This window comes from Streptomonospora arabica (assembly GCF_039531585.1).
Taxonomy (GTDB): Bacteria; Actinomycetota; Actinomycetes; order Streptosporangiales; family Streptosporangiaceae; genus Streptomonospora; species Streptomonospora halophila.
This window is the reverse complement of record NZ_BAAAQI010000014.1, coordinates 62,184-88,221: the sequence shown is the minus strand read 5'-3', so window position 1 is coordinate 88,221 and position 26,038 is coordinate 62,184. Positions and strand designations below refer to the sequence as shown.

21 protein-coding genes and 1 riboswitch are annotated in these 26,038 nt (G+C 75.8%); of the genes, 6 read left to right on the top strand and 15 right to left on the bottom strand.

Annotated features, from left to right (window positions below):
* Positions 1-6: 6 nt before the first annotated feature.
* From ABD284_RS19610 to ABD284_RS19570, 9 genes are all read right to left on the bottom strand, one after another.
* Positions 7-1,398, bottom strand: coding sequence for a sensor domain-containing diguanylate cyclase (locus ABD284_RS19610; RefSeq protein ID WP_386699605.1), 1,392 nt, complete (start codon positions 1,396-1,398; stop codon positions 7-9).
* A gap of 404 nt (positions 1,399-1,802) precedes the next feature.
* Complete coding sequence (locus ABD284_RS19605) at positions 1,803-4,364, bottom strand: GTPase (protein WP_344145556.1); 2,562 nt, start codon at positions 4,362-4,364, stop codon at positions 1,803-1,805.
* Positions 4,361-6,193 (bottom strand): GTPase, encoded by a 1,833-nt coding sequence (locus tag ABD284_RS19600; protein WP_344145554.1) that lies wholly within the window; start codon positions 6,191-6,193, stop codon positions 4,361-4,363. The genes ABD284_RS19605 and ABD284_RS19600 overlap by 4 nt, the downstream gene beginning before the upstream one ends.
* Positions 6,194-6,225: 32 nt before the next feature.
* Positions 6,226-7,536 carry a uroporphyrinogen-III C-methyltransferase gene (cobA, locus tag ABD284_RS19595; RefSeq protein ID WP_344145552.1) on the bottom strand — a complete coding sequence of 437 codons (1,311 nt, stop codon included), beginning with the start codon at positions 7,534-7,536 and terminating at the stop codon, positions 6,226-6,228.
* 322 nt (positions 7,537-7,858) lie between these two features.
* Positions 7,859-10,519 carry a nicotinate-nucleotide--dimethylbenzimidazole phosphoribosyltransferase gene (cobT, locus tag ABD284_RS19590; RefSeq protein WP_344145550.1) on the bottom strand — a complete coding sequence of 887 codons (2,661 nt, stop codon included), beginning with the start codon at positions 10,517-10,519 and terminating at the stop codon, positions 7,859-7,861.
* A gap of 112 nt (positions 10,520-10,631) precedes the next feature.
* On the bottom strand, positions 10,632-11,684 hold the full coding sequence (gene cobC, locus ABD284_RS19585) for an Rv2231c family histidinol phosphate aminotransferase CobC (RefSeq protein WP_344145548.1): 1,053 nt from the start codon (positions 11,682-11,684) through the stop codon (positions 10,632-10,634).
* Complete coding sequence (locus tag ABD284_RS19580; protein WP_344145546.1) at positions 11,674-12,612, bottom strand: sirohydrochlorin chelatase; 939 nt, start codon at positions 12,610-12,612, stop codon at positions 11,674-11,676. The genes cobC and ABD284_RS19580 overlap by 11 nt, the downstream gene beginning before the upstream one ends.
* Before the next feature lie 276 nt (positions 12,613-12,888).
* On the bottom strand, positions 12,889-13,485 hold the full coding sequence (locus ABD284_RS19575; protein ID WP_344145544.1) for a precorrin-8X methylmutase: 597 nt from the start codon (positions 13,483-13,485) through the stop codon (positions 12,889-12,891).
* Positions 13,486-13,524: 39 nt separating this feature from the next.
* Positions 13,525-13,725, bottom strand: a complete 201-nt coding sequence (locus tag ABD284_RS19570; protein ID WP_344145542.1) for a 4Fe-4S binding protein — start codon at positions 13,723-13,725, stop codon at positions 13,525-13,527.
* 158 nt (positions 13,726-13,883) lie between these two features.
* Positions 13,884-14,090: riboswitch (cobalamin riboswitch) on the top strand.
* 30 nt (positions 14,091-14,120) lie between these two features.
* Between ABD284_RS19570 and ABD284_RS19565 the strand changes: the two genes are divergently transcribed.
* Genes ABD284_RS19565 through ABD284_RS19550 form a run of 4 tightly spaced genes read left to right on the top strand, consistent with a single transcriptional unit; the run spans position 14,121 to position 16,891 of the window.
* Positions 14,121-14,858, top strand: a complete 738-nt coding sequence (locus tag ABD284_RS19565) for an energy-coupling factor ABC transporter permease (protein ID WP_344145540.1) — start codon at positions 14,121-14,123, stop codon at positions 14,856-14,858.
* Between the two features lie 3 nt (positions 14,859-14,861).
* Positions 14,862-15,260 (top strand): energy-coupling factor ABC transporter substrate-binding protein, encoded by a 399-nt coding sequence (locus ABD284_RS19560; protein WP_344145538.1) that lies wholly within the window; start codon positions 14,862-14,864, stop codon positions 15,258-15,260.
* Between the two features lie 6 nt (positions 15,261-15,266).
* A complete protein-coding gene (gene cbiQ / locus ABD284_RS19555; RefSeq protein WP_344145536.1) occupies positions 15,267-16,022 on the top strand; it encodes a cobalt ECF transporter T component CbiQ in 756 nt (251 codons plus the stop codon).
* On the top strand, positions 16,019-16,891 hold the full coding sequence (locus ABD284_RS19550; RefSeq protein WP_344145534.1) for an energy-coupling factor ABC transporter ATP-binding protein: 873 nt from the start codon (positions 16,019-16,021) through the stop codon (positions 16,889-16,891). Before cbiQ ends, ABD284_RS19550 begins: the two co-directional genes overlap by 4 nt.
* Positions 16,892-17,284: 393 nt before the next feature.
* Here the strand turns inward: ABD284_RS19550 and cobJ are convergent, their stop codons facing one another.
* The 6 genes from cobJ to cobI form a co-directional block, all read right to left on the bottom strand.
* Positions 17,285-19,069, bottom strand: coding sequence for a precorrin-3B C(17)-methyltransferase (cobJ, locus tag ABD284_RS19545; RefSeq protein WP_344145532.1), 1,785 nt, complete (start codon positions 19,067-19,069; stop codon positions 17,285-17,287).
* A gap of 25 nt (positions 19,070-19,094) precedes the next feature.
* Positions 19,095-20,327: a precorrin-6y C5,15-methyltransferase (decarboxylating) subunit CbiE gene (gene cbiE / locus ABD284_RS19540; protein WP_344145530.1), complete on the bottom strand. Its 1,233-nt coding sequence runs from the start codon at positions 20,325-20,327 to the stop codon at positions 19,095-19,097.
* Positions 20,324-20,860, bottom strand: a complete 537-nt coding sequence (locus ABD284_RS19535) for a GNAT family N-acetyltransferase (protein ID WP_344145528.1) — start codon at positions 20,858-20,860, stop codon at positions 20,324-20,326. Before ABD284_RS19535 ends, cbiE begins: the two co-directional genes overlap by 4 nt.
* A complete protein-coding gene (locus ABD284_RS19530; protein ID WP_344145526.1) occupies positions 20,857-22,050 on the bottom strand; it encodes a cobalt-precorrin-5B (C(1))-methyltransferase in 1,194 nt (397 codons plus the stop codon). The genes ABD284_RS19535 and ABD284_RS19530 overlap by 4 nt, the downstream gene beginning before the upstream one ends.
* A gap of 4 nt (positions 22,051-22,054) precedes the next feature.
* The gene (gene cobM / locus ABD284_RS19525; protein WP_344145524.1) at positions 22,055-22,912 is read right to left on the bottom strand and encodes a precorrin-4 C(11)-methyltransferase; all 858 of its coding nucleotides are present in this window, start codon (positions 22,910-22,912) and stop codon (positions 22,055-22,057) included.
* A gap of 98 nt (positions 22,913-23,010) precedes the next feature.
* Positions 23,011-23,754, bottom strand: coding sequence for a precorrin-2 C(20)-methyltransferase (cobI, locus tag ABD284_RS19520; RefSeq protein WP_344145522.1), 744 nt, complete (start codon positions 23,752-23,754; stop codon positions 23,011-23,013).
* Between the two features lie 280 nt (positions 23,755-24,034).
* On the opposite strand from cobI, the gene ABD284_RS19515 reads away from it, so the two are divergent.
* Together ABD284_RS19515 and ABD284_RS19510 are read left to right on the top strand one after the other, a co-directional pair.
* A complete protein-coding gene (locus ABD284_RS19515) occupies positions 24,035-25,414 on the top strand; it encodes a cobyrinic acid a,c-diamide synthase CobB (protein WP_344145637.1) in 1,380 nt (459 codons plus the stop codon).
* Positions 25,411-26,004, top strand: a complete 594-nt coding sequence (locus tag ABD284_RS19510; RefSeq protein WP_386699601.1) for a GNAT family N-acetyltransferase — start codon at positions 25,411-25,413, stop codon at positions 26,002-26,004. Before ABD284_RS19515 ends, ABD284_RS19510 begins: the two co-directional genes overlap by 4 nt.
* The last annotated feature ends 34 nt before the right edge of the window (positions 26,005-26,038 follow it).

The window sequence follows — 26,038 nt, the reverse complement described above, 5'->3', positions numbered from 1 at the left end:
GCGCGCTCAGTCCGGGTCGCGGCTCTCGGGCGCCGCGGCTCCGGACGCCGACGGCACCGCCCCGCCGTGCGGGACCCCGTGCACGCCGAGCTGGGCCGGGATCTCGGGCCGCGCGACCACCGGCAGGCAGACCCGGTCGCGCCCTGCTCCCTTGGCGCGGTAGAGGGCCAGGTCGGCGGCCGCGAGCAGGCCCACGAGGTCGTCGCCGTGGACCCGCAGCACGGCCAGGCCCAGCGAGACGGTGATCGCCACCTCCGCGCCCTCGGCCTTGAGCTCCATCCTGTTCACCCGAAGGCGCAGCCGCTCGGCGACGCGGCACGCCTCGGCCATGTCCGCGCCGGGCAGCAGTACCACGAACTCCTCGCCCCCGAACCGCCCGACGACGTCGCTGGAGCGCAGCTGCCCGGTGAGGGTGGTGGCCACCCCCAGCAGCACATGGTCGCCGAACAGGTGGCCGTAGGTGTCGTTCACAGCCTTGAAGTGGTCGATGTCGACGATGAGCACCGCCGCCGACCGCCCCCCGCGCCGCGACCGCGCGATCTCGGCGCCGGCCTCGGCCTCCCAGGTGCTCGCGTTGAGAAGGCCGGTCTTGGGGTCGGTGCGCGCGGCCGTCTGCAACTGCTGGAAGAGCAGGCTGCGCTGGAGCAGCAGTACCGGCGGCAGCACCACGGCCAGGAGCAGCGGGGACAGACCGGTGACGATGGCCGCGGTGATGCCGGCGCACAGCTCGACGCCGTCGACGATCAGCGCCTCGCGGTCGCACAGCATCTTGCGCCACGGTGTGCCCGTGCCACTCAAGAACATCGCCGCGGCCACGGCGAGGTTGTTGAGCGCGGTGAACACCGCGCAGCAGGCCAGCGCCAGCAGCGCGCCCTGCACCGAGGACATCGCGACCTCGGTGGCCGCCAGCGGCAGCGCCACCGCCTGCGACCAGTCGCCCGCCACCGCACCGTGGAACAGGGTGGAGGCGGCGAACCCGGCGGCGCCCACCGACGCGGCGTTGAAGACCCTGCGGTGCACCACCGCGCGCCGGATGCGGAACTGCAGCAGCAGGTACACCGGTATCGGGATCAGCAGCGAGTACAGCGGCGGAAGCATCAGCACGGTGGGCAGCCACCAGGCGCCCAGCAGGTCGCGGGTGAGCCCCGAGGGCTTGCCGAGCCGGCGCATGGCCTCGACGCACAGGCCCGCGCACGCAACCAGTGCGCCGAAGGTGGCCAGCTCCGCGCCCCGGACGGGGGTGAAGGCCGCCGCACCGACCCCGAGCAGGACGGCCCCGCCCACGACGACGCCGATCAGTAGGGCCAGGCCGCGGGGTTGGGACAGCAGCGGCCAGGAGGGCTGGCGATACCGCCATCGCAGTTTGCGGCCCACCGCGCTCCGCTCGGCCACCGCCACGTGGATCTCCCCCGCTCGCGCTCAGGACGTCCAGCGCGGCACCGCGGAGACGGCGGCGCGGGCCGCGGTGAGCGTGCCCTCGCGCATCCGGTGCCGATCGCTGAGGCCCCACAATGAATCACAGTCAGTGATATTCTAATCGCCGATTGTGCAGCATTCAGCGGAACCGGCGGATTGCGGGCCCGAAAAGCCCGCCCCCGCGGCCGAATCGAATCGCGACAGCCCTCCGCCCCCGTTCGACCCGGCATCGAGCGCGCACTTTCGGTCACCGAATGGACGCCTTAAGTGACGCTTTACGCGATGGAATTCGGTATCGCGGACGGAAGGCGGGGTGCCGCGCGGGCACGGCGCCGACGCGCGCTGTCCCGCGCCGACCGCCGCCCCGGCACAACGACCGGGGCGGCTCAGTCCTCCGAGCCCTGCGCGGTGGCCAGGGCGCCGCAGGACTCGGCGTAGCGGGCGAGCTCCTGCTCGACCGGGGCGAGGATGCGCTGCTCGGCGAGCTCGCGGGCACGCTGGGAGCTGCGCTGCTCGACATGCTCGCGCCGCTGCACCGCCGACACGGCGATCAGGTTGGCGCAGCCGGTGCCCAGCAGCCAGCCCGTCACGGGCGTGGCCACCGCCGTCGCACCGGCGAAGCCGAGGAAGACGGGGGCGTCCAGCATCGCCACGCCCGTCAGGCCGCCGGCCAGCCAGCTGACCAGCACCGTGCAGAACCACAGCACACCGGCCGCGGCCAGGCCCACCAGCGCGTACTGCAGCGCCTGCACCATCCGCCACCACGTGGGCGTGTCGTGGGGATCGGGGACCGAGGCCGCCACGGCGTCGCTGAGCTCCTGGGGAAGCTGGTCCAGGCCGCTGCGGGCGGCCGCCCGCACCCGGCGCGGCCAGGGCGCCGGCAGTGAGCCGGCGACGTGGTCGGCGACGTCCACGGCGGCCTTGTCGATGCCGGCACCGTAGGCCTCGACCGGGGCGGAGCGTTCGGTGCTGCCGGCGAACTCGCCGCCGACCCTGCTCAGCGGGTCGCGGCGCAGCGCCTTGGCCCACCGGGCCATCGGCCAGCCGACGCGGCCCTCGCCGCGCTGCTGGTAGGCGGTCTCCGCGGAGTCGGCGATGGCCTCGACCCCGCCGGCCTCCACCAGGTCGCCGACCAGCCCGGAGCGCACCTTGTCGGGCACCGCGGTGCCGGCCTGGCCGGGATCGCCGTGGTAGCGCTCGAACTCCACGACGACGCGGTCGAGGTCGGCCGCCAGCCGGTCGATCATCGCCCGGCGCTGGGAGACGGTCTCGGCCAGCAGGGAGCGCAGTGTGCGGATGCCCTGACCGGTGACCGTGGAGGTGGTCAGCACGCGCGGATGCACGCCCGACTCGGTCTCCAGCAGCCGGCGCAGGTCGGTCAGCAGCTCCTCCAGCTCCTCGGGAGCGACCCGGTCGACCTGGTTGAGCACCGCAACGGTGACCGAGCCGTGGCCGGTCATCTCGGCCAGGTAGCGGTGGTGCACGGCGGCGTCGGCGTACTTCTGCGGGTCGAGCACCCACACGAGCAGGTCGGAGGAACCGATCAGGCGGGCGGCCTCGGCGGTGTGCTCGGCGCGCACCGAGTCGTGGTCGGGCAGGTCCAGCAGCAGCAGCCCGGACAGCTCGGAGTCGTTCCTGTCGAGCTCGCTGGTGCGCGAATGGCGGTTCCGCCGCGGCACGCCCAGCCAGCTCAGCAGCCCTTCGGCGCCGTCGTTGCCCCATACGCAGGCGTGCGCGTCGGAGGTGGTGGGGCGGGTGATGCCCACACGCGAGAAGTCCAGCCCGCACAGGGCGTTGAACAGCGACGACTTGCCGCTGCCGGTGCCGCCGGCCAGGGCGACCACCGTGTGCTCGCCCGAGAGCCGCAGCCGGGCTCCGGCGTGGTCGAGCAGGTTCTGGGCCCGCTCGACGAGGTCGGGGTCGAAGTCGTCGGCGCCGATGCCCACCAGCGCCGAGACCGCGTCCAGACGGGCGATCAGCTGCTCGCGGGTGACCTCGGGCATCGGCTCCCAGAAGTCGTCGGCGGTCGCGGGGTGGTACTCCTCGTCGCCGCCGGTGGCGCCGGGGTCCGCCCAGTAGCGCGTCCCGGCTGCGCCGGCGGGCGCTCCGTGCTGCGCGGCGGGCTCGGGGAGCGGCCGGGGCTCGGGATCGGCGGAGGTGTCCTGGACGGGGTCCACGATCGGCATCGGCCCCGTACGGCGCCCGGCGATCATGACGGTCTCCTCGGCGTCGGCGAGGCTGCCGACCCAGTCGGCCAGGCGGTCGGGGTCGTCGGGGTCGCCCCGGCGAACGCCGCGGCCGGCGCCCTCCGGGCGCGCGGGAGCGGTGGCGGGCGGCGCCGCGGCGGCGTGGCGGCCGTGGCCGGAGGGCTCGGCGGTGCCGGCCCCGGACTCGCCCTCCTGCTCGCGCCGGGCCTGGCGCGGCCCGGACCCCTCGGCCGACCGGCGCGGGGGCCGCTTCGGCAAGGGCTCGGGCCCCTCCGAGTCGGCGGCATCCTCGCCGCCGTTCCGCCGAGCCGAGGTGTCGTCCGCGGCCTCGGCGCGACGCCGCTTCGGCTCCTGCTCCGCCTCACGGCCGACGACGGGCACCGGTGCGGTGGGGGCGGCGCCGTCCGCTGCGCCGCCGCGGGGCGGCTCCGCCTCGGGCCGCTCGTCCTCGGGGTCGTCGGTGCCCGACTGCTGGTCGACGGCGCGCCGGAGCGCGGGGTAGGACGAGGCGGGCGGCCCGACGGGGCGCGACGCCGGCCACGTATCCCCCGCAGGCGGCGCCCAGCCGGCCCTGGTGCGCTCCTCGGTCTCGGGGACGACGTAGCCGTGCCACGGCTGGTCGCCGCTGCGCGCGTCCTGCCCGGAACCCGGTGTCCGGCCCTGATCAGGGCGGCCGGCGCCGTCGTTCCCCGCCGCACCGGGCTCCTCGTCCGCGTGAGCGGCGTTCCAATGAGTCGTCATCGCGCAATCTCGAGGTTGTACGTCGCTTGGTAGAGCTGGACCGCGTCGTCCTCTTCGGGCAGCTTGACCGCCGCCAGCGTGTCGGTGAAGCGGGTGCGCTCCTCGTAGAGCAGCGTGCCGATCCGCCGCCGCAGATCATCACGCGCCCGGTTACTGATGTTACGCAGTGAATCCGCTCCGAACACACCTCTGAGCAGACGGTTGGGCGAGGGCCCGGACCTGCGCTCGGACGCGGCGCCCGCGGCGTCGTAGCCCAGCAGCTCCACGATCAGCACGAGGGTGAACGCCTGCTTGTCGAACCGGATCACGCGCGCAACCGAGCGCTTGGTGGCGCCGTCGGCGGAGACCATCTCGCCGACGCGGTGCATCCACTCCGAGACGGTTCCGCTGACGCGCTCGACGAAGGACTCGGGCAGCCGCCGTCCTCCGGCGCGCTCGACGATGTCCCCGCCCCCGGGCACGGTCTCCCACTCGTCGGCGGCCTTCTCGACGGCGCGCTCGGCCGAGGCCACCACCAGCGACTCCAGGCTGTCGCGCACGGCGTGTTCCAGTCCCCGCACGCGCGACTCCTCGTCCTGGTCACCGCGCGGCTTGCGCCTGCCGCGGGTGCGCATCATCCGCATCAGCTCGCCGCTGGCGGCGATGTCCTGCCAGCGGGCCAGCAGGTTGCCGCGCATCAGCTCGCCGTCGCGCAGCGCCTCGTCGATCTCGGCCCCGGCGCCCTCATAGGCGGACTTGACCGCCGACTCCAGCACGCGCCGGGCCTCGACCTGGACCTCGACCTGCTTGGCGAGGTCGGGTACCCGGGTGCGGAAGCTGTCGATGACGCCGATGAACGTGCGCAGCGACACGCGGTCGCGCTGGACCAGGTCGCCGGCGACGTCGGCGAGGTACTCGCGGATGTGATCGGCCACGTTGGAGGTGAAGCGCTCCTCCGCGATCTGGTCGGTCTCGGGGACGATGAAGCGGGGCGCGTCGCCCAGCCCGTTGGCCTCCAGCATCGCGCCGAAGTGCTGGACGAGCTGCGTGTGCCCGCGCTCGGGCACGCGCGAGAGCACCACGGCCAGCGACGTCGCGCGGTCGCGCGCCACCTGGAGGAACTCCCATACGCGGGCGTCGGCGTAGCGGCGGCTGGTGGTGACGAACACCCACAGGTCGGCGGCGTCGAGGAACTTGGAGGCGAACTCGTGGTGGGCCGAGACAGCCGAGTCGACGTCGGGGGTGTCCAGCAGGGCGACGCCGCGGGGCATGGCCTCGCTCGGGGCCAGCACGAGCATGCCGTCCTTGCCGGGCATGGCCAGGCCGTGCTGGCGCACACGCGGCAGGGTGGGCAGGAACGACGCCTCGCTGAACCAGTCGACGTCGGCCGGGTTGCAGGCGAGCACGGGGCTGTTGGTGGTGGGGCGGCGCACTCCGGTCGTGGTGACCTGTTCGCCTACCAGGCTGTTGACGAGGGTGGACTTGCCCGCCCCGGTGGAGCCTGCGACGGCGATCAGCAGCGGGGTCTCGGGGCGGCGCACGCGCGGGAGGACGTAGTCGTCGAGCTGGTGCAGCAGGTTGGTGCGGGCGGTGACCCCCTCGCGGGCTCCGGGCAGCCCTTCAGCGAACTCGGTGGCGCGGATGCGGCCGCCCAGGTTCTCCAGGACCTTCTCGAACCGGGCGTCGAAGGAGTCGTCGCCGCGGTGCTTGGCGCCCTGGTTCTCCTGGGTGGCGGCGGGGGCGCGTTCGTGGCGCCCGGAGGCGGCCCGTTGCCCGTCGGCCGCCTCGCGGGTACGCGGCTCGGGCCGGCCCGCCCCTGTGGCGTCCGTCGTCGCAGACGGCCGGGACATAGCGCTTCCGCCCTCCTCATCGGTCGTCGCGGTCACAAGATGCGATTCCCCTCGGGTGGGTCGCCGCCGGCGGTATCGGCGGAGGCGCCGCCGGGCCCCGACTCAGCGCGCCCCATGTGCAGTATGTCAAGTTCACCGGCCACGTCGACCACTTCTCCGATGACGATCACGGACGGCGGGCGCACCTCGGATTCGCGCACAGCGCGCCCGACGGTGGCGAGTGTGGCCCGGACGGTGCGCTGGGTCGGCATCGTGGCCTCCTGAACGAGCGCCACCGGGGTCTGGGGCGCCCGCCCGTGCTCCATCAGGGCGGCGGCGATGGCCTCGATCCGCTCGACGGCCATCAGGGCAACGACGGTACCGCCTGCGCGGGCCAGCGCGGGCCAGTCGACGGTGGACCGCGGGTCGCCCGGCGGCACATGGCCGGAGACCACGTGGACGTCCTGGGCGACGCCGCGGTGGGTGACGGGGATGCCGGCGCCGGCGGGAGCGGCGAGTGCGCTGGTGATACCGGGGACGACGGTGACGGGCAGCCCCGCCCGCGCGCATGCCAGCGCCTCTTCGCCGCCGCGCCCGAAGAGGAAGGGGTCGCCGCCCTTGAGGCGGACGACGAACCTTCCGGCACGGGCGTGTCGGACGAGGGTGTCGTTGATGTCGTCCTGGGTCATCGACCGCCCGTAGGGGATCTTGGCCGCGTCGACGATCTCCACGTCGGCGGGAAGCGACTCCAGCAGCGAGGTGGGGGCGAGCCGGTCGACCACCACCACGTCGGCCTGGGCGAGCAGCTGGCGTCCGCGCACGGTGATCAGGCCGGGGTCGCCGGGACCGCCGCCCACCAGGGCGACTCCCCGGTGGCGCTCGCGGCCGCGCCGGGCGTCCAGCGAGCCGTCGGCGAGGCCCTCGACGACGGCGTCGCGCAGCCCCGCCGCGCGGCGGGGGTCGCCGTTGGCCACCACGCCGACGGTGACGCCGGCCGCGCCGCCGCTGGCGGGGGTCCAGGCGGCCGACGCGTGGCGGTCGTCGGCGCGCACGCACCACACCCGCTCGGCCTCGGCTTCGGCGGCGACCGCGGCATTGGTCCGGGCGGAGTCGGTTGCCGCGTGCACCAGCCAGAAGCCGCCCAGCTCGCCCCCCGCGACGTCGCCCGAGCGGAACCCGCGCCGGTGCCAGGTGATGCGCCCGGCGTCGGCGAGGTCCTCCAGGGTCGCGGTGGCCTCGGGCGCCACCAGCGTGACCCGGGCTCCCGACTCCAGCAGAACGGGCACGCGCCGCTGGGCGACGCGGCCGCCGCCCACGACGAGGGCGTCGCGTCCGTCCATCCGCAGGCCGAGAAGATAGGTCACCGAGGCTGCCTCCACATCGCGCCGTGCACTTCAGCCCCCGTGGGGCCCGCCGGTGCCCGCGCCGTGTCGCGGATCGCGGGCGGCAGCGCATGATCCCCGCCGTTCACTGTGTCAAACGGGGGTCACGCTTTGATTGCGGCAACCGGCGCATCCTGTGCCGTTGTTCACTCTAATACGCGCGCACGGGTGCGGCCGTGTCCGGTGGATCACCGTTCGGCCGCGCGGTCCGCGCTGCCGGCCTCTCCCGCTGCGAGGGGGGCGCGGGCCCGTGGGGTGCGGGGGTTCCTCCGCCGCACCGCACGGGCCGCATGCCCCGTTGGCGCTAACCGCGTTCCGAGACTCCCGCGGAGCCGAAGGTCGCGACGTTGCGCAGCGCGCGGGCCGAGCCCTGCAGGATCGGCAGCGCCAGCAGGGCGCCCGATCCCTCGCCCAGCCGCATCTCCAGGTCGACCAGCGGGCGCAGCCCGATGTGGGAGAGCACCGCGGCGTGACCGGGCTCGGTGGAGCGGTGCCCGGCGAAGCAGGCGTTGAGGGCAAGCGGTTCCAGCTTGGCCGCCGCCAGGGCCGCGGCACCGGCGATCACCCCGTCGAGCAGGACCGGCACGCGCATCGCTGCGGCGCCGAGGATGAACCCGGCCAGCGCGGCGTGCTCCAGGCCGCCCACGGCCGCCAGCACGCCGACGGGGTCTTCGGGGTCGGTCTCGTTGGCGGCGAGCCCGCGCCGTACCACCTCGATCTTGCGCTCCAGCGCGGCGTCGTCGGCTCCGGTGCCGCGGCCGGTGACCTCGGCGGGGTCGGTCCCGGTGAACACCGAGACGAGCGCGGCCGAGGGGGTGGTGTTGGCGATGCCCATGTCGCCGGTGACCAGGCAGCGGTTGCCCGCGGAGACCAGGTCGCGGGCGACCTCGATGCCGGCCTCGATGGCGTAGTCCGCCTGGGTGCGGCTCATCGCCGGGCCCCGGGTGAAGTCGGAGGTGCCGCGGGCGACCTTGCGCGGCAGCAGTCCCGGCACCGCGGGCAGGTCCGAGGCCACACCCACGTCGACGATGGTCACCTCGGCGCCCACCTGCTCGGCGAACGCGTTGACCACGGCGCCGTCGCCGAGGAAGTTGTGCACCATCTGCGCGGTGACCTCCTGGGGCCAGGAGGTCACACCCTGGGCGTGCACGCCGTGGTCGCCGGCGAAGACCGCCACGGCGGCGGGTTCGGGTATCGGCGGCGGACACTCCCCGGCGAGTCCCGCCAGCCGGATCGAGACCTCCTCCAGCACGCCGAGCGAGCCGGGCGGCTTGGTCATGGCCGCCTGGCGTTCCTCGGCGTCGTTGACGGCACGCTGGTTCAGAGGGCCGATGGCCGCGATGGTCTCCTCCAACAGGCTCGTTGCCGCCTGGCCCGGCAGGCCGCGGCGGCCGTAGTGCTCCCGGTGCACCGCCCAGTGCAGCGGGCGCCCCCGCGCCCAACCGCCCATCGCAAGCTCCGGTTCGGGCGGGAAGTCCTCGACGTAGCCGACGCACAGGTAGGCCACGACCTCCAGATGGGGCGGCAGGTCCAGCGACGCGGCGAGCTCGCGCTCCTCGAAGAAGCTGACCCAGCCCACGCCCAGGCCCTCGGCGCGCGCGGCCAGCCAGAGGTTCTCCACGGCCAGGGCGGTGGAGTAGGCGGCGGTCTGCGGCTGGGAGTGCCGGCCCAGGGTGTGGCGGCCGCCGCGGGTGGGGTCGACGGTGACAACGATGTTGACGGGGGTGTCGAGGACGGCCTCGACCTTGAGCCCGGAGAACGCGCGGGCGCGGGCGCCGGGCAGGGCGCGGGCGTAGGACTCGCGCTGCGCCTGCACCAGCTTCTGCACGCGCGAGCGCACGTCCTCGTCCTGCACGACGATGAAGTCCCACGGCTGGGAGTAGCCGACCGACGGCGCGCGGTGGGCGGCGTCGAGGACGCGCTCCAGGACCTCGTCGGGGACGGGGTCGAGGCGGAAGCCCATGCGCACGTCGCGGCGCTCGCGGATGGCGCGGTAGACCGCGTCGCGCTCGGTCTCGCCGTAGGCGTGGGCGTCGGGTTCGCCTCTGCTGCGGGCGGGCGCGTGCCCGGGGGCGGGCGCCTGCTCCTGCGCCTGCTGTCGCTGCTGTCGCGCGCCGGCCGCGGGGGCCTCGGCGCGCTCGCCGTCCGGGTCGTCGGGGTGCTCCGGGTAGGAGGCTGCGGCGTGTGCGTTCACAGGTGAGTCAACTTCGTTCGGGGTCGGTGGTCCGTCTTCGGCGGCACCCTCGCTGGGCGCCGCGCGCTCGGGCGCCTCGGGTGTTTCAGGCCGGGGCGCCGCGCGCTCGGGCTGCGCCGGCGGAGCGCCGCGGGCGGCGGGTCCTGGCGCGGGGGTCCGGGAGGGCGGCGGGTACTGCGGTGCCATCGGGGCCGGGGGCCGCCGGCCGGCGGTGCGTTCCCGCTCGCGGGCGGGCTCTGGTTCGGGGGAGTGCGCGGGCGGCGCGGCGGGCGGAGCGTCGCCCCCCGGTCTGCGCTGCGGCTCCGGGGAAGGCGGCTGCCCGCTGGCGGGCTCGCGGGGTTCGCTGCGCTGGGCGTGGCGTGCCTGCGGTGCGGCGGCCGCGCCCTCGCGCTCGCGGTCCTCCTCATGCGCGGTGCCGGCGTCCCGCTGGGAGCCGCGATCCCGCCCGGGGGCCCGCTCGGGGGCCGCGTCCTGGACGCGGTTCTGCTCCTCCTCGGCGTCGCGGTCCTGGCCGGCGCCGCGGAAGGGGATCACGTTCGGGCGCTCATAAGGCGTGCGCGCGCCGCCGGATCCACCGCCGCGCCGCCGGTCGACCGGGGCGTGGAAGGGGTTGGGGCGCTGCTGCCCGGTGCGCGCGCCGGACTCCGGCTCCCGCGAGGGCGCGGTCCCGGAGCCGCGCCCGGTCTCGGGCAGGTCGTCGAGCAGCCCCTTCCACCCCCGCTCGGACTCGGGGTTGTCCTCGGCGCCGCGGCGCCGGTCCTCACCGGTCATGTCGTCCCCCCAGGACGGGCCGGCGGCACGGGACGCCGGCGGTCGTCAGCACTGGACACACGCATCGCAATCCTCACAACGCCGCGCGGGCACCCGCCGCCTCGCAGCGATCTCATCGCAACTCTGCCAGAGTCCGTGTCAGCCGGAGCGACGTATCCCGGTCGCGCACCGCCACCCGCAGCCAGTCGGGTCCCAGCCCGGGGAAGGTGTCGCCGCGGCGTACGGCGATGCCCGACTCCCGCAGCCGGTGCCGCAGCGACCGCCCGTCGGCCGCCCTGACCAGCAGGAAGGAGGCGGCTGCGGCGGGAGTGACGTGGAGCCCGGTGGCTTCCAGGTCCGCGGCCAGCTCCGCGCGCCTGCCCGTCAGCCACCGCGCCCATTCCTCGGCCTCGGCCAGGGCGCGGGGCTCGCAGCAGGCGGCGGCCGCCGCGAGCGCGGGGGTGGAGACCGACCACAGCGGCTGGGCTCCGGCCAGCAGATCGACGGTGGAGGGCTCGGCGAGCACGTAGCCGGCGCGCAGCCCGGCCAGGCCCCAGGTCTTGGTGAGGCTGCGCACCACCACGAGCCCCGGAACCCCGGTGCGCCCGGCCAGCGACTCCGCCTCACCGGGGACGCAGTCGGCGAAGGCCTCGTCCACCACGAGGACGCGGCCCGGCCGGGCCAGGCGCTCCAGCGCGGCGGCCGGGTGCAGCACCGACGTGGGGTTGGTGGGGTTGCCCACCATGACCAGGTCGGCCTCCTCGGGAACGAGCTCCGGGTCCAGCTCGAAGCGCGGCGCCGGCAGCACGACCCGCTCGACGGGGTGGCCGGCCGCGCGCAGGGCCGCTTCGGGCTCGGTGAACTGGGGATGGACCACGACCGCCCGGCACGGCCGCAGGACGCGGGCGAGCAGCACGAAGGCCTCGGCCGCTCCGGCGGTCAGCAGCACCTCGGCCGGGTCGCGGCCGTGGCGGCGGGCCACCGCCGCACGGGCCGGCGCGGGATCGGGGTAGGCGGCGACGCCGGACAGCGACGCCGCGATCCGCTCGGCCAGCCAGTCCGGCGGGGCGCCCGCGCGCACGTTGACCGCGAAGTCGAGGAGGCCGGGGCCCGTCTCGGCGTCGCCGTGGTGGCGCAGGCCGGGGCCGCCCTCGGCGGCGGCGCGGTCGGGCGCCTCAGTGCCCATGGCCGTGCCCGTGGCCGTGGCCGTGCGCGGGATCGTCGGGGTGGTGGTGGGGGGTCTGCGCGGCGCCGACCTTCTCCTCGAAGCCGGGCAGCGCGATGCGGTAGACGCAGGTGTCGCAGTTCATCCGGATGTCGCCCGCGCGGGCCTCGTCGTAGCGCTCGGCGATGACGTCGGCCAGCCCGTCGCAGTCGCCGACGACCTGCGCGCAGCGGACGTCGAGGTCGGGGTGCTCGCCGGCGAACTCCATGGTCTGGTCGGCCACCCGGTCGGGCAGCACGCCGGAGAACAGGAAGTAGGGCAGCACCACGATGCGCCGGGCGCCGAGCCGGCGGATGCGCTCCAGGCCTTCGGGGACGCTGGGCCAGGCCAGCGAGATGAACGCGGGCTCGACGAAGTCCACGCCCCGCGCGGCCGCGTGGCCCTCCTGCAGCAGGCGCGCGACCTTGCACACCTCGGCGTTGGCGTCGGGGTCGGTCGAGCCTCGGCCCACGAGCAGCACGGCGGTGGTCCGGGCTCCGGCGCCCTCGTCGCCCGCGTCCTCGCCTTCGTCGGACGGCGCGGTGTCGAGGACCTCCTCCAGGCGCTCGGCGAGCAGCCGAAGCACCGTGGGGTGGGGGCCGAGCGGGCGCCCGTAGGCGTAGTCGAACCCGGAGTGGCGCTCCTTCTCGCGAGCGAGCGCGCCGGGGATGTCGCCCTTGGCGTGGCCGGCGGCCACCAGCATCATCGGCAGGGCGACCACCCGCTGGTGGCCCTTGCCGTAGAGGTCGCCGACGGCCTCGGTGAGCGGGGGCGGCGAGAGTTCGATGAAGCCCCCGGCGACCTCGCGGTCGGTGAAGCGGCGGCCCAGGCGCTCGACGAACGCCTCGAAGTCCGCCACGCCCTTGTCGTCGCGGGTTCCGTGTCCGACCAGCAGCAAAGGGGGTTGCATCCGATTCCTAACCGGTGAGTGGGGTGTTTCGGACACGCCTTCAGGCAGCGCTGTCCGACTTGTCGGGTTGGGGGAGAGCCGCGTTGCGACGGCGGTGTGCTCGGATGCGCAGGGGCCCGGACCCGCGGGGTCCGCCGCTGCGCGGCGCGGTCGGCCCGGCGCCGTGCGGCGCCGCTGCCGCCGCCTGTTCGCGGTGGCCGGCTCCTCCTCTCTGACTCCTCGTTCAGCGGGCCGTGCCGGCGCGCGCCTCGCGGCGCGCCGCCGACGGTGCCCGGCTCACTCGGGTACGGGTACGGGACCGTACAGCAGAGCGTTCAGCGCCGCAGCGGCGACCGCCGATCCGCCCTTCTCCGAGACGTTGCTCACCTGCGGCAGTCCGCTCGCGCGCAGTTCGGCCTTGGACTCCGCGGCGCCCACGAAACCCACGGGCAGGCCGATGACCAGCGCGGGCTCGACCTGGCGGGCGACGATCTCGGTCAGCGCGGTGGGGGCGCAGCCCACCACCCAGACGGCGCCGGGGCCGACGTCGGAGTAGGCGGTGCGCACGGCCGCCGCCGAGCGGGTGATCCCGGCTGTGCGCGCCAGGCGCTCGGCGCGCGGGTCGGAGATGCGGCACACGCAGTCGCGGGCGGTGATGCCCGCGGCGACCATCGCGACGTCGGTCACCACCGGTGCGCCCTCGTCCAGCAGCCGGGCGGCCTTCTCGACCGCGGCGTCGTCGATCACCAGGTCGGCGGCGTAGTCCAGGTCGGCGCTGGAGTGGATGACCCGCTCGGCCACGGCGCGGCTGAGCGGCGGCATGGGCCCCAGGTCGACCCGGGAGCGCAGGATGGCGAAGGACTCGGTCTCGATCGGGTGCACCCGCCGCTCCACGGTCGTCTCCTCCCCCTTGCTCCTGCTCTACCGGCGCGGTCACTCATCCAGGACGGCGATCGCGTCGGCCGGGCAGATCTCCACGCACTCCAGGCAGCCCGTGCACCGGTCGCCCAGTACGGCCAGGCGCCCGCCCTGCGGTCGGAGCGCGTGCTCCGGACAGGTCAGCAGGCAGGCTCCGCAGGCCGTGCACGACGATGTCACAGCCACCGGAGCGGTGGGCTCGGCGGGGTCGGGCAAGGCGCTCCTTCCGTGCGGCGCCGGCGCTGAGACCAGTGCCACCGCGGCGTCCCGGTGGCCCCTCAGGCGCGGCGCAGGCCCAGCGTACACGGGGTTTCGGGCAGGACCGCGGCAGCGCCCACGGGATGTCCTCCTATTGCGGATCCGCCGCTCGGGCCGTACGTTCGATGGGCCGTGGTGTTCGGGAAGTCCGGTTTGAAACCGGCGCGGCCCTCGCCACTGTGAGCGGGAAGTCCAATGCCCCGACCGCCGTTCGCGGCACGTCGGCGCAGGCCACTGGGAGCACCAGCGACGCTGCTTCTGGGAAGGCCGGCGGAGGGCGGCGACCCGTCAGCCAGGAGACCGGCCACGGCGCGACGACCGTCCACGAGGTGCTGGAAGTTGGGTCCCCCGAGATGCATATCGCTGAAGGCTATTTGCCCTGGCAGCACGCCGCTGCCTGGACCGCCGCCGCGGCCCCGTTCGTCGCGCACGGTGTCCGGTCGCTCACGCAGGCCGTCCGTGCCGACCCCGATGCCAAGCTGCTCGTCGGCGCCGCCGGTGCGTTCTGCTTCGTGCTGTCGGCGCTGAAGATCCCGTCGGTCAGCGGAAGCTGCTCCCACCCCACCGGTGCCGGCCTGGGCGCGGTGCTGTTCCGCCCGCCCGTCATGGCCGCGCTGGGCACGATAACCCTGCTGTTCCAGGCGCTGCTGCTGGCGCACGGCGGGCTGACCACCCTCGGAGCCAACGTCTTCTCCATGGCGGTGGTGGGGCCGTGGGCGGCCTACGGCGCCTACCGGCTCGTCCGCGCGGTCACCGCCTCCGCCGGCGAGCAGACCTCGCTGGGCGCGGCCGTGTTCTGCGCCGCCGCGCTGGGCAGCCTGGCCACCTACACCATGACCAGCGTCCAGCTGGCCCTGGCCTTCCCCGACCCCGCATCCGGGTTCCCCGGCTCGTTCGCGACGTTCGCCGGTATCTTCTCGGTGACCCAGGTCCCGCTGGCCGTGATCGAGGGCCTGGTCACCGTGGTGCTCGTGCGGCTGCTGTGCCGAGTCAGCCCCGACCAGCTGCGCCGGCTGGGAGTACTGACGCGGCCCGCCGCCCCGGCGCCCTCCGCCGACGCGACCGAAGCGACCGAGAAGAAGGCGGGCTGAGAGATGCCGAGGACCGCGACCACCTGGCTGCTGATCGCCGCCGCCGCGCTGATCGCCGTGCTGCCCCTGCTCATCGGGGCCGGCAGCCACTTGGAGGAGCCCTTCGCCGGAGCGGACGCGCAGGCCAAAAGCGCCGTGACCGACATCGACCGCGGCTACGAGCCGTGGTTCACCTCGATCTACGAGCCTCCCTCCTCCGAGATCGAGTCGGGCATCTTCGCCCTGCAGGCCGCGATCGGCGCCGGGATCATCGGCTACTACTTCGGCGTCGTCCGCACGCGCAGCAGGCTCGCGGGAGGCCGGGCGGCGCCGCCGGACGCCCCGCGCACCGAGACCGCCGAGCGGTCCGCGGACGCGGCTGCCGACACCGCCGAGGCGGACTCCGGCTCCGCGGAGCGGTAGCCGCGCGTGCTGGCGATCGACGCCGCCGCCTACACCAGTCCGTGGCGGCGGGTGCATCCCGCCGCCAAGGGCCTGCTGTTCGGCGGCCTGCTGGTGTGCGCGCTGGCGCTGCCCACGTGGCCCGCCGCGCCGCTGGTGGCCGCGGTCGCCCTGGCCGCGGCCTTCGGGCCGGCGCGGGTGTCGCCGCGCGCCTTCGCCCGCGCGGCCTGGGGGCCGCTGCTGTTCATCCTGACCGGGTCACTGGCGCTGCTGGTGACGGTCGGCGGAGCGCAGGGCGCCGTCGCGCTCGACCCCGAGGGCCCGGCCCGGGCCGCCGAGATCACCGGGCGCGCCGCCGCCGCGGTGTGCTGCCAACTGCTGTTCGCCTTCACGACCCCGCTGGCCGACCTGCTGCCGCGGCTGACGCGCATCGGGCTGCCCTCAGCGCTGGTGGAGGTGGTGGCGCTGATCTACCGCATGCTGTTCGTGACGCTGGACAGCGCCCGGCGCGTGCAGACCGCCCAGGCGGGCCGACTGGGCTACGTCGACCGGCGCGCCTGGGTGCGCTCGGTCGGGTCGCTGGGCGCCGCACTGTTCGTACGCACCTTCCACCGCGCGCAGCGCATGCAGCGCGGCCTGGAGTGCCGCGGCTACACCGGAGAGCTGACGGTGCTGGTCGACGAACTGCCCCTGCGGCCCGCCGCGCTGATCGCCGCCGCGCTGCCGCCGCTGCTGGTCGCCGCGGCGACCGCCGCCTACGTCTTCATTGGAGCAGGCCCGTGACCACCGCTTCCGGCGGCGACGCCACCGCCGCCCCGCCCGCCGCTCTCGCCGGTCTGGGGCTCTCCTTCGGCTACCCCGACTCCGCTCCGGTGTTCGCCGGACTCGACGTGCACATCGCCCCCGGCGAGGTCGTGGGCGTGCTCGGGCCCAACGGGGGCGGCAAGACGACGCTCCTGCGGCTGCTGTCGGGCAGCCTCACGCCCGACGAAGGCGAGATCCGCCTGGGCGGCGAGCCCGTGCGCCGCGGCCGCCGCGCGCTCGCCGAGCTGCGGCGCAGCGTCCAGCTGGTCTTCCAGGACCCCGACGACCAGCTGTTCTCCGCCAGCGTCACCCAGGACGTGTCCTTCGGCCCGCTCAATCTGGGCCTGGACACGGCCGCCGCGCGCGAGCGGGTGACTTGGGCCCTGGAGGCGCTGGAGATCACCGACCTGGCCGAGCAGCCCACCCACCTGCTCTCCTACGGCCAGCGCAAGCGGGTGGTACTGGCGGGTGCGCTGGCGATGCGGCCTTCGGTGCTGGTGCTCGACGAGCCCACCGCGGGGCTGGACCCCGAAGGCGTGGAGTCGCTGGTGCAGACGCTGGAGGGGCTGCGTGCCGCGGGTACCACGCTGGTGGTCTCCACCCACGACGTGGACCTGGCCTGGCGGTGGGCCGACACCGTGCTGCTGCTGGACCGCGGCCGACTCGCCTCGGGACAGGCCCGCGAGATCCTGGCCGATCCCGCCCTGCTCGCGGCCGCGCGGCTGCGGCCGCCCTGGGCACCCGCCGCGGGCCGGGCCCTGCGCGCCGCGGGCCTGCTGCCGCCCGGTACCCCCGGCCCGGCCACCCCGGAGGAGGCCCAGCGGCTCCTCGACGAGGCCGCGGGATAACGCACAACCCCCCAGTGCCTCAGCGGCAGCCCACCGAGCCGCTGACCCCGGCCGATGGAGGGGCGAGGACCCATCCCCGCGCGTGCGGGGAGCAGTTCACCGTGCGGCGCCCCGACCGGCTCAAGCGGGGACCATCCCCGCGCGTGCGGGGAGCAGGGAACTGGCCGATAGGGGGTGCTTCCATTGCTGGGACCATCCCCGCGCGTGCGGGGAGCAGAACCGGGTCACCTACAACCCGCTGGGCTCGAAGGGACCATCCCCGCGCGTGCGGGGAGCAGACTGGGTGACCTGCAGGGTTATGGTACGGCAGCGCTGGTTCCGTTCACTCCCCCTGAAACAGACAATCCGCCCATACTGCCGCATCTGGACCTAGCGTGCCCTCTGCGCTGTGCCTCATCCGCGCCAGGTGTAGCCGCGCGGGGTGACGAAGCGGCCGGCGACGGTGCGGCTGGCGGAGCTGCCCACCAGGACCACCGTGTACATGTCCACCGCCTCGACCTCGCCGTCCAGCATCGCCGCCAGGGTCGTCACCGCTGCGTGCTCATCGTCGCGGGCCGCGTTGCGCACGTAGCCCACGGGCGTGTGCGGCGGACGGTGCCCGGCGAGGAGGCGCAGCGCCTCGGGCAGCTGCCAGTCGCGGCGGCGGCTGCGCGGGTTGTAGAAGCACACGGTGAAGTCGCCCTCGGCGGCCGCGCGCACGCGGCGCTCGATGGCCTCCCACGGCGTGTGCAGGTCCGACAGCGAGATGTAGGCGTGGTCGTGGCCCAGCGGGGCGCCGAGCCGGTGCGCCGCGGCGACGGCGGCGGTAATGCCCGGCACGCCCACCACGTCGATGTCCGCGCCGGCGAAGTCGAGCGCGGGACTGGCCATGGCGTAGACCCCGGCGTCGCCCGAGCCGATCAGCGCCACGGCCGCCCCCGCCTGCGCCTCGGCCACCGCGGTACGTGCGCGCTCCTCCTCCTGTCCGAGGCCGCTGGCCACCACGCGGGTGCCCGGCCGCAGCAGGTCGCGCACCTGGTCGAGATACTGGTCCAGCCCCACGACGACCGAGGCCCGGTGCAGTTCGGCGAGCGCGCGCGGTGCCGCCAGGTCGCGGGCGCCCGGTCCCAGGCCGACCAGCGCGAGGCGGCCGCGGGGCCGCAGCCGCGCGACGGCCGCGGTGGCGTTTTCGGACTTCCGCTTGTCCGCCACGAGCGCGGCGGAGGCCCCGTCCTCACCGGCCGCGCGCAGCGCGGCGGCCTCGGCGACGCTGGGGGTGCCGACCTCGGCGCGCACCACCTCGCTGGGATTGGGTACGTCGACCCCGGCCAGCTCGGAGGCGGGTAGGACCCGCACCGGCCAGCCGCGTTCGGCGGCCGCCCGCAGGATGCCCTCCTCGTCGGCCTTGGCGTCGACGGTGGCGAGGGCGCGCACCGACCGCGCGGACAGGCCCGCCTCGGCCAGGGTGCGGTCGACGAGTGCCCCGACCTCCTCGGCGGCGGCGCCGCGCGCCGAGCCGACCCCCACCACCAGCGACGGCGGGCGGTAGACGACGGTCGGCACCGCCGGAGCGGCCTCCGGAGCCGCGGCGCGGTCGCTGACGCGCAGCAGCGCCTCCGCCGACTCCCGCGGTGTTGCCGTCGAGGCGTTGGGCGGAAGCGGTGGCAGCGGCCAGACCCGGTCGCCGTCGAACTCCAGGCGCACGGGCCGGCCCGAGAGCAGGGCGGCGCCGGCGGGCGCCAGCGGTGCGGTGTCGGCAACGGTCAAGCCCAGGTCGGCCCCGTAGGAGTCGAGCGGTGCGGCAGAGGCGGCGTCGCTGGCGGTGGTGACGACCGGCCGGCAGCCCAGCACGCCGGCGACCTCCACGGCCAGCGCGTTGCCGCCGTGGTGGCCGCCCAGCACCGCGACCGCGTGCTGCAGCGCCTCGTCGACGCAGACCACCGGCGGGTCGGTGTGCTTGTCGCCGAGGACCGGTGCCAGGGCGCGCACCGTGGCGCCGACGGCCAGGAAGGCCACTACTGCGCCGCAGTCGGCGAAGGCGCTGCGCAGCTGCTCGCCCGCGCGGTTTTCGGTGAACGTGCGGACCCGGTCGGGCCAGACCGCCTGCAGGCGGTCGGCCGCGGTGCGGCCGCGCTCGGTCACGGCGATGACGCCGATGGCGCCGCTGTCGGTCATCTGGGCCTTTCCGGTCGGGTGCATCGGTGGAGCGGAGTGGGGGCGCGTCTCAGGTCGCGTCCGTGCGTACGCCCCACAGGAGGGTCACCGGGTTGGCTGCGGCCAGCCGCAGGGAGCCGTTGGGCAGGCCCGCCAGTCCGGAGGCCTGCAGCTGGGTTCCGTCGGCCGTGTAGCCGGCGGCGGTGAGCAAATCGTGCAGCGGGCGGATGCGGTCGAGCGAGGCCAGGGCGGCGACGACCCGCCGAGGGCGGTGGGCCAGGACCGCGGCCGCGACCGCGTCGTCTCCCCCGCCGACGAACGCCGCGTCGGGGGCCAGCCGCGCTGCGGCGCCGTCCAGGTTCGCGGCGGCCTCGCCTGGGTGCACCTCGACCGCTACCCCGTGGGCGCGCGCGTTGGCGCGGATGCGGTCGCAGTCGGCGGCGTTGCGTTCGAAGGCGACGGCGCGGGCCCCGAACCTGGCGGACTCCACGGCGACCGACCCGCTTCCGGCGCCGACGTCCCACACGACGGTGCCGGGCCGGGGCGCCAGCCGGGCCAGCGCGACCGCGCGCACCTCGGGTTTGGTGATCAGGGAGGCGCGGTGCTCGAAGGCGTCGCAGGGCAGGGCCCACTCCGCCGGCGCGCCCTGGTGGCCGGGCAGCCAGGCCATGGCGGGAGCGAGTGCGCGCTCGGGGGCCACGGACAGGACGACGTTGGGCGCGGCCCAGCTGCGCTCGGGTGCCGGGTCGCCGGCGGCGATGCGCACGACCTCCTCGCCGGGCGACCCGAGCCGCTGGGCGACGTGGACCTCGCGGCCGGCGCGCAGCAGTTCGGGCAGGAACGCCTCGGGGCCCGCGCTGCCGGGGGCGGTGAGCACGGCGGCCTTGGGGTGGGCGAGCGCGGCGGCGAGCGCCCGCCGCACGCCGCGTCCGGAGTCGCCGCGGCCGTGTGCCGACACCACGACGGCGTCGTCCCACGGCAGGCCGATGCGCGCGAATGCGGCGGCCACCGACGACACGGCGGGCACCACCTCGGGGTCGGCGCCGCGGGCGCGCAGGCTGCGCAGCACGCCGAAGAAGCCGGGGTCGCCCGAAGCCAGCACGGCGGCGGGTCCGCGCGCGGCCAGCACCGCGTCCGTGGCCGCGCGCAGGTCGCCGATGGGCACCCGTTCGGCGCCGTCCCCGATGCCGCCGGCGACGGCGTCCAGATGGCGCGGGGCTCCGGCCACGCACACCGCCGCCGCCAGCGCGTCGGCGGCCCGCCGCGGCAGGGGCCCGCCGTCCAGTCCGATGACGGTGATCATGCGCGCGGGTCCTCCAGCGCGAGCTTGAAGCCGACGTGCGAGGCGGCGAATCCGAGCCGGGTGTAGAAGCGGTGGGCGTCGGCGCGGGCGGCGTCCGAGGTCAGCTGCACCATCCGGCATCCGCGGGTGCGCGCCTGCTCGACGGCCCAGGAGACCATGCGGCCGCCCAGCCCTCGGCCGCGTTCGCCCGCGGCCACCCGCACCGCCTCGATCTGCGCGCGCGTCGCGCCGCGGTGGGACAGGCCGGGCAGGTAGGTCAGCTGGAGCGTACCGACCGCGGCCCCGCCGCGTACCGCCACGGCCACCAGCGTCCAGGGGTCGGCGTCGATCCGGGCGAAGGCCTCGCGGTAGGGGGCGAGGTCGCCGGGCGTCTCCCGATCGGCGCCGCGCACGTCGTCGGCCAGCAGCGCGACCACCGCCGCGAGGTCGCCGGCGCTCGCCCGCCGGATCGCGACCCCCTCGCCCCCGTCGGCTCCGGCCGATGCCGCCTCCGCCCGCACCGAGCGGGTGCTGTCGGCGTCGCGGCCGGTCATGCGTCCTCCGGGGCGGCGGCGACCACGTGCTGACCGGTGAAGTCGACCATCGCGACGTCCACCTCCAGGGCTCCCTCGGTGAACCGGGTGAGGACTCCGGCGACGCGGCGGCACAGCTCGGTCCCGGCGGCCTCCAGCAGGCCGGCCCGCTCCCAGATCTCGTAGGCGTGGCGTCCGGTGTTGGCGGCGTCGACCTCGGCGGCCACGTCCTCTCCCCCGCCGACGCGGCGGGTGACGTCCCCGAGCAGCTCGGTGGAGACCTTGGACCGGGTGTAGTGGGTCATCAGCACGCCGGAGGCCAGCTTGGTCAGCTTGCCCGCCATCCCGACGAAGGACACGCGCGCCAGCCCGTACTCCACCGCGCGGCGCAGCGCCGCACCGGTGAAGTCGCCGACCTCGACGAAGCACACCTGCGGCAGGCCGGGGTGGCGCAGCATGGCGCCCTTCTCGGTACGCCCGCCGGTGCACAGCACGAGGGTGTCCTCGCCCTGGGCGGCCATCACCGACACGGCCTGCTCGACGCTGGCGCGCCAGGACGCCGTGGAGAACGGCCGCACCACGCCCGTGGTGCCCAGGATGGAGATCCCGCCGATGATGCCCAGGCGGGCGTTGGTGGTCTTGCGCGCCATCCTCTCGCCCTCGGGGACGCTGATGACCACGCGCAGGCCCGCTCCGGCGGCGTCGCCGACCTCGCCCACGGCCTGCTCGATCATCTGCGCCGGCACCGGGTTGATGGCGGGGCCGCCCAGGTCCAGCCCCAGGCCGGGCCGGGTGACGACGCCGACCCCCACGCCGCCGTCCAGCTCGACGCCGGGCTCGCCGCACCGGGTGACCGTCGCGGTGACGTGGGCGCCGTCGGTGACGTCGGGGTCGTCGCCGGCGTCCTTGACCACCACCGCCTCGGCCCGGTCCGGCGCGGTCAGCCCGCAGCGCTCGGTCGCGAAGGTCACCCGCCGCCCCGAGGGCAGCGCCACCTCGACGACCTCGACCGGCTCGCCGGTGGCCAGCGCCGACGCGGCCGCCTTGGCGGCCGCCGACGCGCACGTCCCCGTGGTCCAGCCGGTGCGCAGCGCCTTCTGCCGCACCTTCATGGTGCGCGGTAGGTCGGGCTCGCGCGGCTGCGGCTCCTCGTGGCCGCCGGGCGCGGACCGCGCTTCGGCGCCGCGCCGGCGCCGCGGACTCTCGGTCACGTCTCTATGCTCCCCGGCGCTCCTCGCGCAGTCGGCGGCGCGCCTCGCGGTCGGCGCGGCGGTGGGTGTGGAAGTGGCCCGGGTGGTACAGGTGCGAGCGGGTACCGCCCGCGCTGAGGGCGGGGCCCACCAGCACCAGGGTGTGCTTCCACAGCCGGTGCTCCTTGACGGTGGCCTCCAGCTCGCCCAGCTCGCAGTGCACCACCAGCTCCTCGGGCCAGGTGGCCTGGTAGGCGACGACGCAGGGCGTCTCGGGCGGGTAGCCGCCCTCGATCAGCTCCTCCTGGAGCCGCCCCGAGCGCGCCGCCGACAGGAACAGCGCCATCGTGGTGCCGTGCCGCGCGAACTCGCGGACCTCCTCGCCCTCGGGCATGGGGGTCTTGCCGCCGCCCAGGCGGGTCAGGATGACCGACTGGGCGACCTCGGGGACGGTCAGCTCGCGCTGGGCGATGGCGGCGACCGCGCTGAACGCGGACACGCCCGGGATCACCTCGACCGCCAGCCCGAGTTCCGCGCAGACCTCCACCTGCTCCTGCATGGCGCCCCACAGCGCCGGGTCGCCGGAGTGGATGCGGGCGATGCGCAGGCCCTCCTCGGCGGCGCGGCGGTAGTAGGGCAGCACGCCCTCCATCGGCAGTTTGGCCGAGTCGACGACCTCGGCGCCGGGACCGGCGTGTTCGAGCACGTCCTCGTGCACCAGGCTGGCCGCCCAGATCACCACGTCGGCCTCGGCGATGGCGCGGGCAGCGCGGACGGTGAGCAGGTCCGCTGCGCCCGGACCGGCGCCGACGAACACGACGGTCCCACTCGCGGCTCCGCTGCTGTGCTCACTGGTGTGCTGGCTGGCCATGCCGTCGTTCACGTACCTCTCGTGGGTCGGGGCTCGTGGTGGGGGCGCGGGCGGCGCCGGCTGCGCCGCGGACCCGCGCCGGGACGGCCGGGTCGCGCCCCGGAGGGGGGTCACAGCTTCCCGCCGCGTCCGGCCTCGCGGCGCGCGGGCGCGATGAGGGTGGACAGGTAGGGCAGGCCGGCGCTCTGCAGCTTGTCCAGCGGGGCGATCTCCTCGTCGGGCAGGCCGAGCCGGGCGCCGTACACCGAGTCCTCGCCGCGGCCCGCCTCGCGTACGGCCTCGGCGACCTGCGGCGCGAACCGGCCGAACTTGTAGGCGACCACGGTGGCGTCGGAGTCCAGCGCCGAGCGCAGCCGCTCCGCGCCGCCGGTGACCGGCAGGAGGGTGAGGGGTTCGGATCCTTCGGCCAGCACGCGTCCCGACCGCGCGGCCAGGTCCTGCATGGCGGTGACACCGGGCACGGTCTCCACCTCGGTGGCGGGAGCCAGCTCGCGCACCGTCTGCGCCAGGTAGGTGAAGGTGGAGTAGACGTTGGGGTCGCCGATGGTGGCGAACGCCACGGTGGTTTCGCCCTCCTCGAAGTGCCGCAGGACCGCGCGGGCCGCCGCGTCCCAGGCGCGCACCCGCCGGTCGCTGAGGCCGTGGCGGTCGTTGAGCGCGAAGACGGCGCGTTCGATGCGGGAGGCGTCGACGTGGGCCCGCACGGTGGCCTCGGCGCGCCCGGGCTCGTCGCCGGCCAGTACCGGGACGATCACGGCGTCGGCCTCGCGCATGCGCCGCACCGCCTTGACCGTCACCAGCTCGGGGTCGCCCGGCCCCACTCCGACCCCGACCAGCCGTCCGCGCGTGCCCATACCACCGCTTCCTCGTCGACTGCGTTGCGCGCCCCTCCGCCGCGCGGACGCTCCGCGCCGCTCGGCTGCGGCGGCTGCACCGGCGGGGCCGAGGCAAGCGTATCGGTGCGCCCTGTGCCGCCCGTCGTCCGGGACCGGTCTGCGCAGAAGCCGCGACCAGGGGCGGCCCGCCGGATGCGGCCGCCGACGGCCTAGCATGGCCACCCGGTGGTGCCTGGTGGCCGCCGTCCCGGCGGTCGCCGAAGCGAGGAGGAGGAAGCGCGTGCCCGTGCTACCGCGAGTGGTGATCGCGGCCCCGTCGTCGAGCAGCGGCAAGACCACCGTCGCCACCGGCCTCATGGCCGCGCTGGCGGCGCGCGGCGAGCGCGTCTCCGGGCACAAGGTGGGCCCCGACTACATCGACCCCGGCTACCACGCGGTGGCCACCGGGCGGCCCCCGCGCAACCTCGACCCGGTGCTGTGCGGCGAGGAGCGCGTCGCGCCGCTGTTCCTGCACGGTGCGGCGGGCGCCGACATCGCCGTCGTCGAGGGCGTGATGGGCCTGTTCGACGGCGCCGCCGACTCCGCGGGCTTCGCCGGGCCGGGCGACGCGGGCTCCACCGCCCACGTGGCCGCGCTGCTGGGCGCACCGGTGGTCCTGGTGGTCGACGCCTCGCGCGCCGCGCGCTCCGTCGCCGCGCTGGTACACGGGTTCTGCACCTACGACCCGCGGGTGCGCATCGCCGGGGTGGTCCTCAACCGGGTGGGCTCCGAGCGCCACGAGCGCATCCTGCGCGCCGCGCTGGAAGACGCGGGAACCGCGGTGCTGGGCGCGATCCGGCGCCGCGAGGAGGTGCGCACGCCCTCCCGCCACCTCGGCCTGATCCCCGCCGCCGAGCGGGCCGACGAGGCCCGCCGCGCCGTACGGGAGCTCGGCGAGCTGGTGGCCGCCTCCTGCGACTTGGAGGCGGTGCGCGCCGTCGCCCGCGCCGCCCCCGCGCTGGCGGACGAGCCGTGGGACCCGCAGGCGCAGGTGCGGCCGCCGCGAGGGCCGGCGCCGCCGCGCCCGCCGCGGATCGCCGTCTTCGGCGGTCCCGCCTTCACCTTCGGCTACACCGAGCAGGCTGAGCTGCTGCGCGCCGGCGGCGCCGAGGTGCACACCGTCGACCCGCTGCGCGAGGAGGCGCTGCCCGAGGGGACCGATGCGCTCATCGTCGGCGGCGGGTTCCCCGAGGTGCACGCCGCCGAGCTGTCGGCCAACGCCGCGCTGCGCGGCGCCGTGGCCGGCCTCGCCGCGCGCGGTGCGCCCGTGGCCGCCGAGTGCGCCGGGCTGCTCTACCTCTCCCGCAGCCTGGACGGCGCGCCGATGTGCGGCGTGCTGCCCGCCGACGCCGCGATGACGGGCTCCCTCACCCTGGGCTACCGCTCGGCCGTGGCGGTCGGCGACACGGTGCTCGCGCGCCGGGGCGCCCGCGTGCGCGGCCACGAGTTCCACCGCACGGCGGTCGATCCGCGCTCCGGCGCGCAGCCGGCCTGGCAGTGGGAATCCGGTGGCGGCGAGGGCTACGGCTCTGGCAGCATCAGCGCTTCCTACCTGCACGTGCACTGGGCCGGCGAACCCGCGATCGCCGAACGGTTCCTGGCGGCCGCGCGTGCCGACACCGAGGGGGTGGCCGAGTGACCGGCGCCGACGAATCGCCGCTCATGCCGTCGGTGGTGCTGCGCACCGAGAGGCTCGTGCTGCGGGCCCACACCGGCGACGACATCGACGCCGTCCTGCGCGGCGCGGGCGACCCCGGGGTGCAGCGCTGGCTGCCCATGCCGCGTCCCGGAAAGGCCTACACCCGCGCCGACGCCGAGGACTGGTGCCTGGTGTCCGCGCCGCACGCGCGGGTGAGCGGTGACGGCCAGCAGTGGGCGGCCGTGGAGGCCGAGACCGGCGCCTACGCCGGCTCGGTGGGCCTGACCCGGACCATGTGGCGCGCGAGCTCCACCGAGGTCGGCTACTGGATGGGGCCGTGGGCGCGGGGACGCGGGCTGGCGACCGAGGCGGTGGTGGCCCTCTCGCGGTGGGCGCTGCTCGACCAGCGCTTCGAGCGGGTGGAGCTGAAGGCCGCCGCGGGCAACACCGCGTCGCGGCGGGTGGCCGCGAAGGCGGGGTTCACCTACGAGGGCACCGAGCGCAACGCGATGCCGCTGCACGAGGGCCGCGCCGACCTGGCGGTCTACAGCCTCATCCCGGCCGACCTGGGCCGGGACGGCACCGCCTAGCCCAACGCCGGCTCGGCCGAGCGGCTGGAGGCTC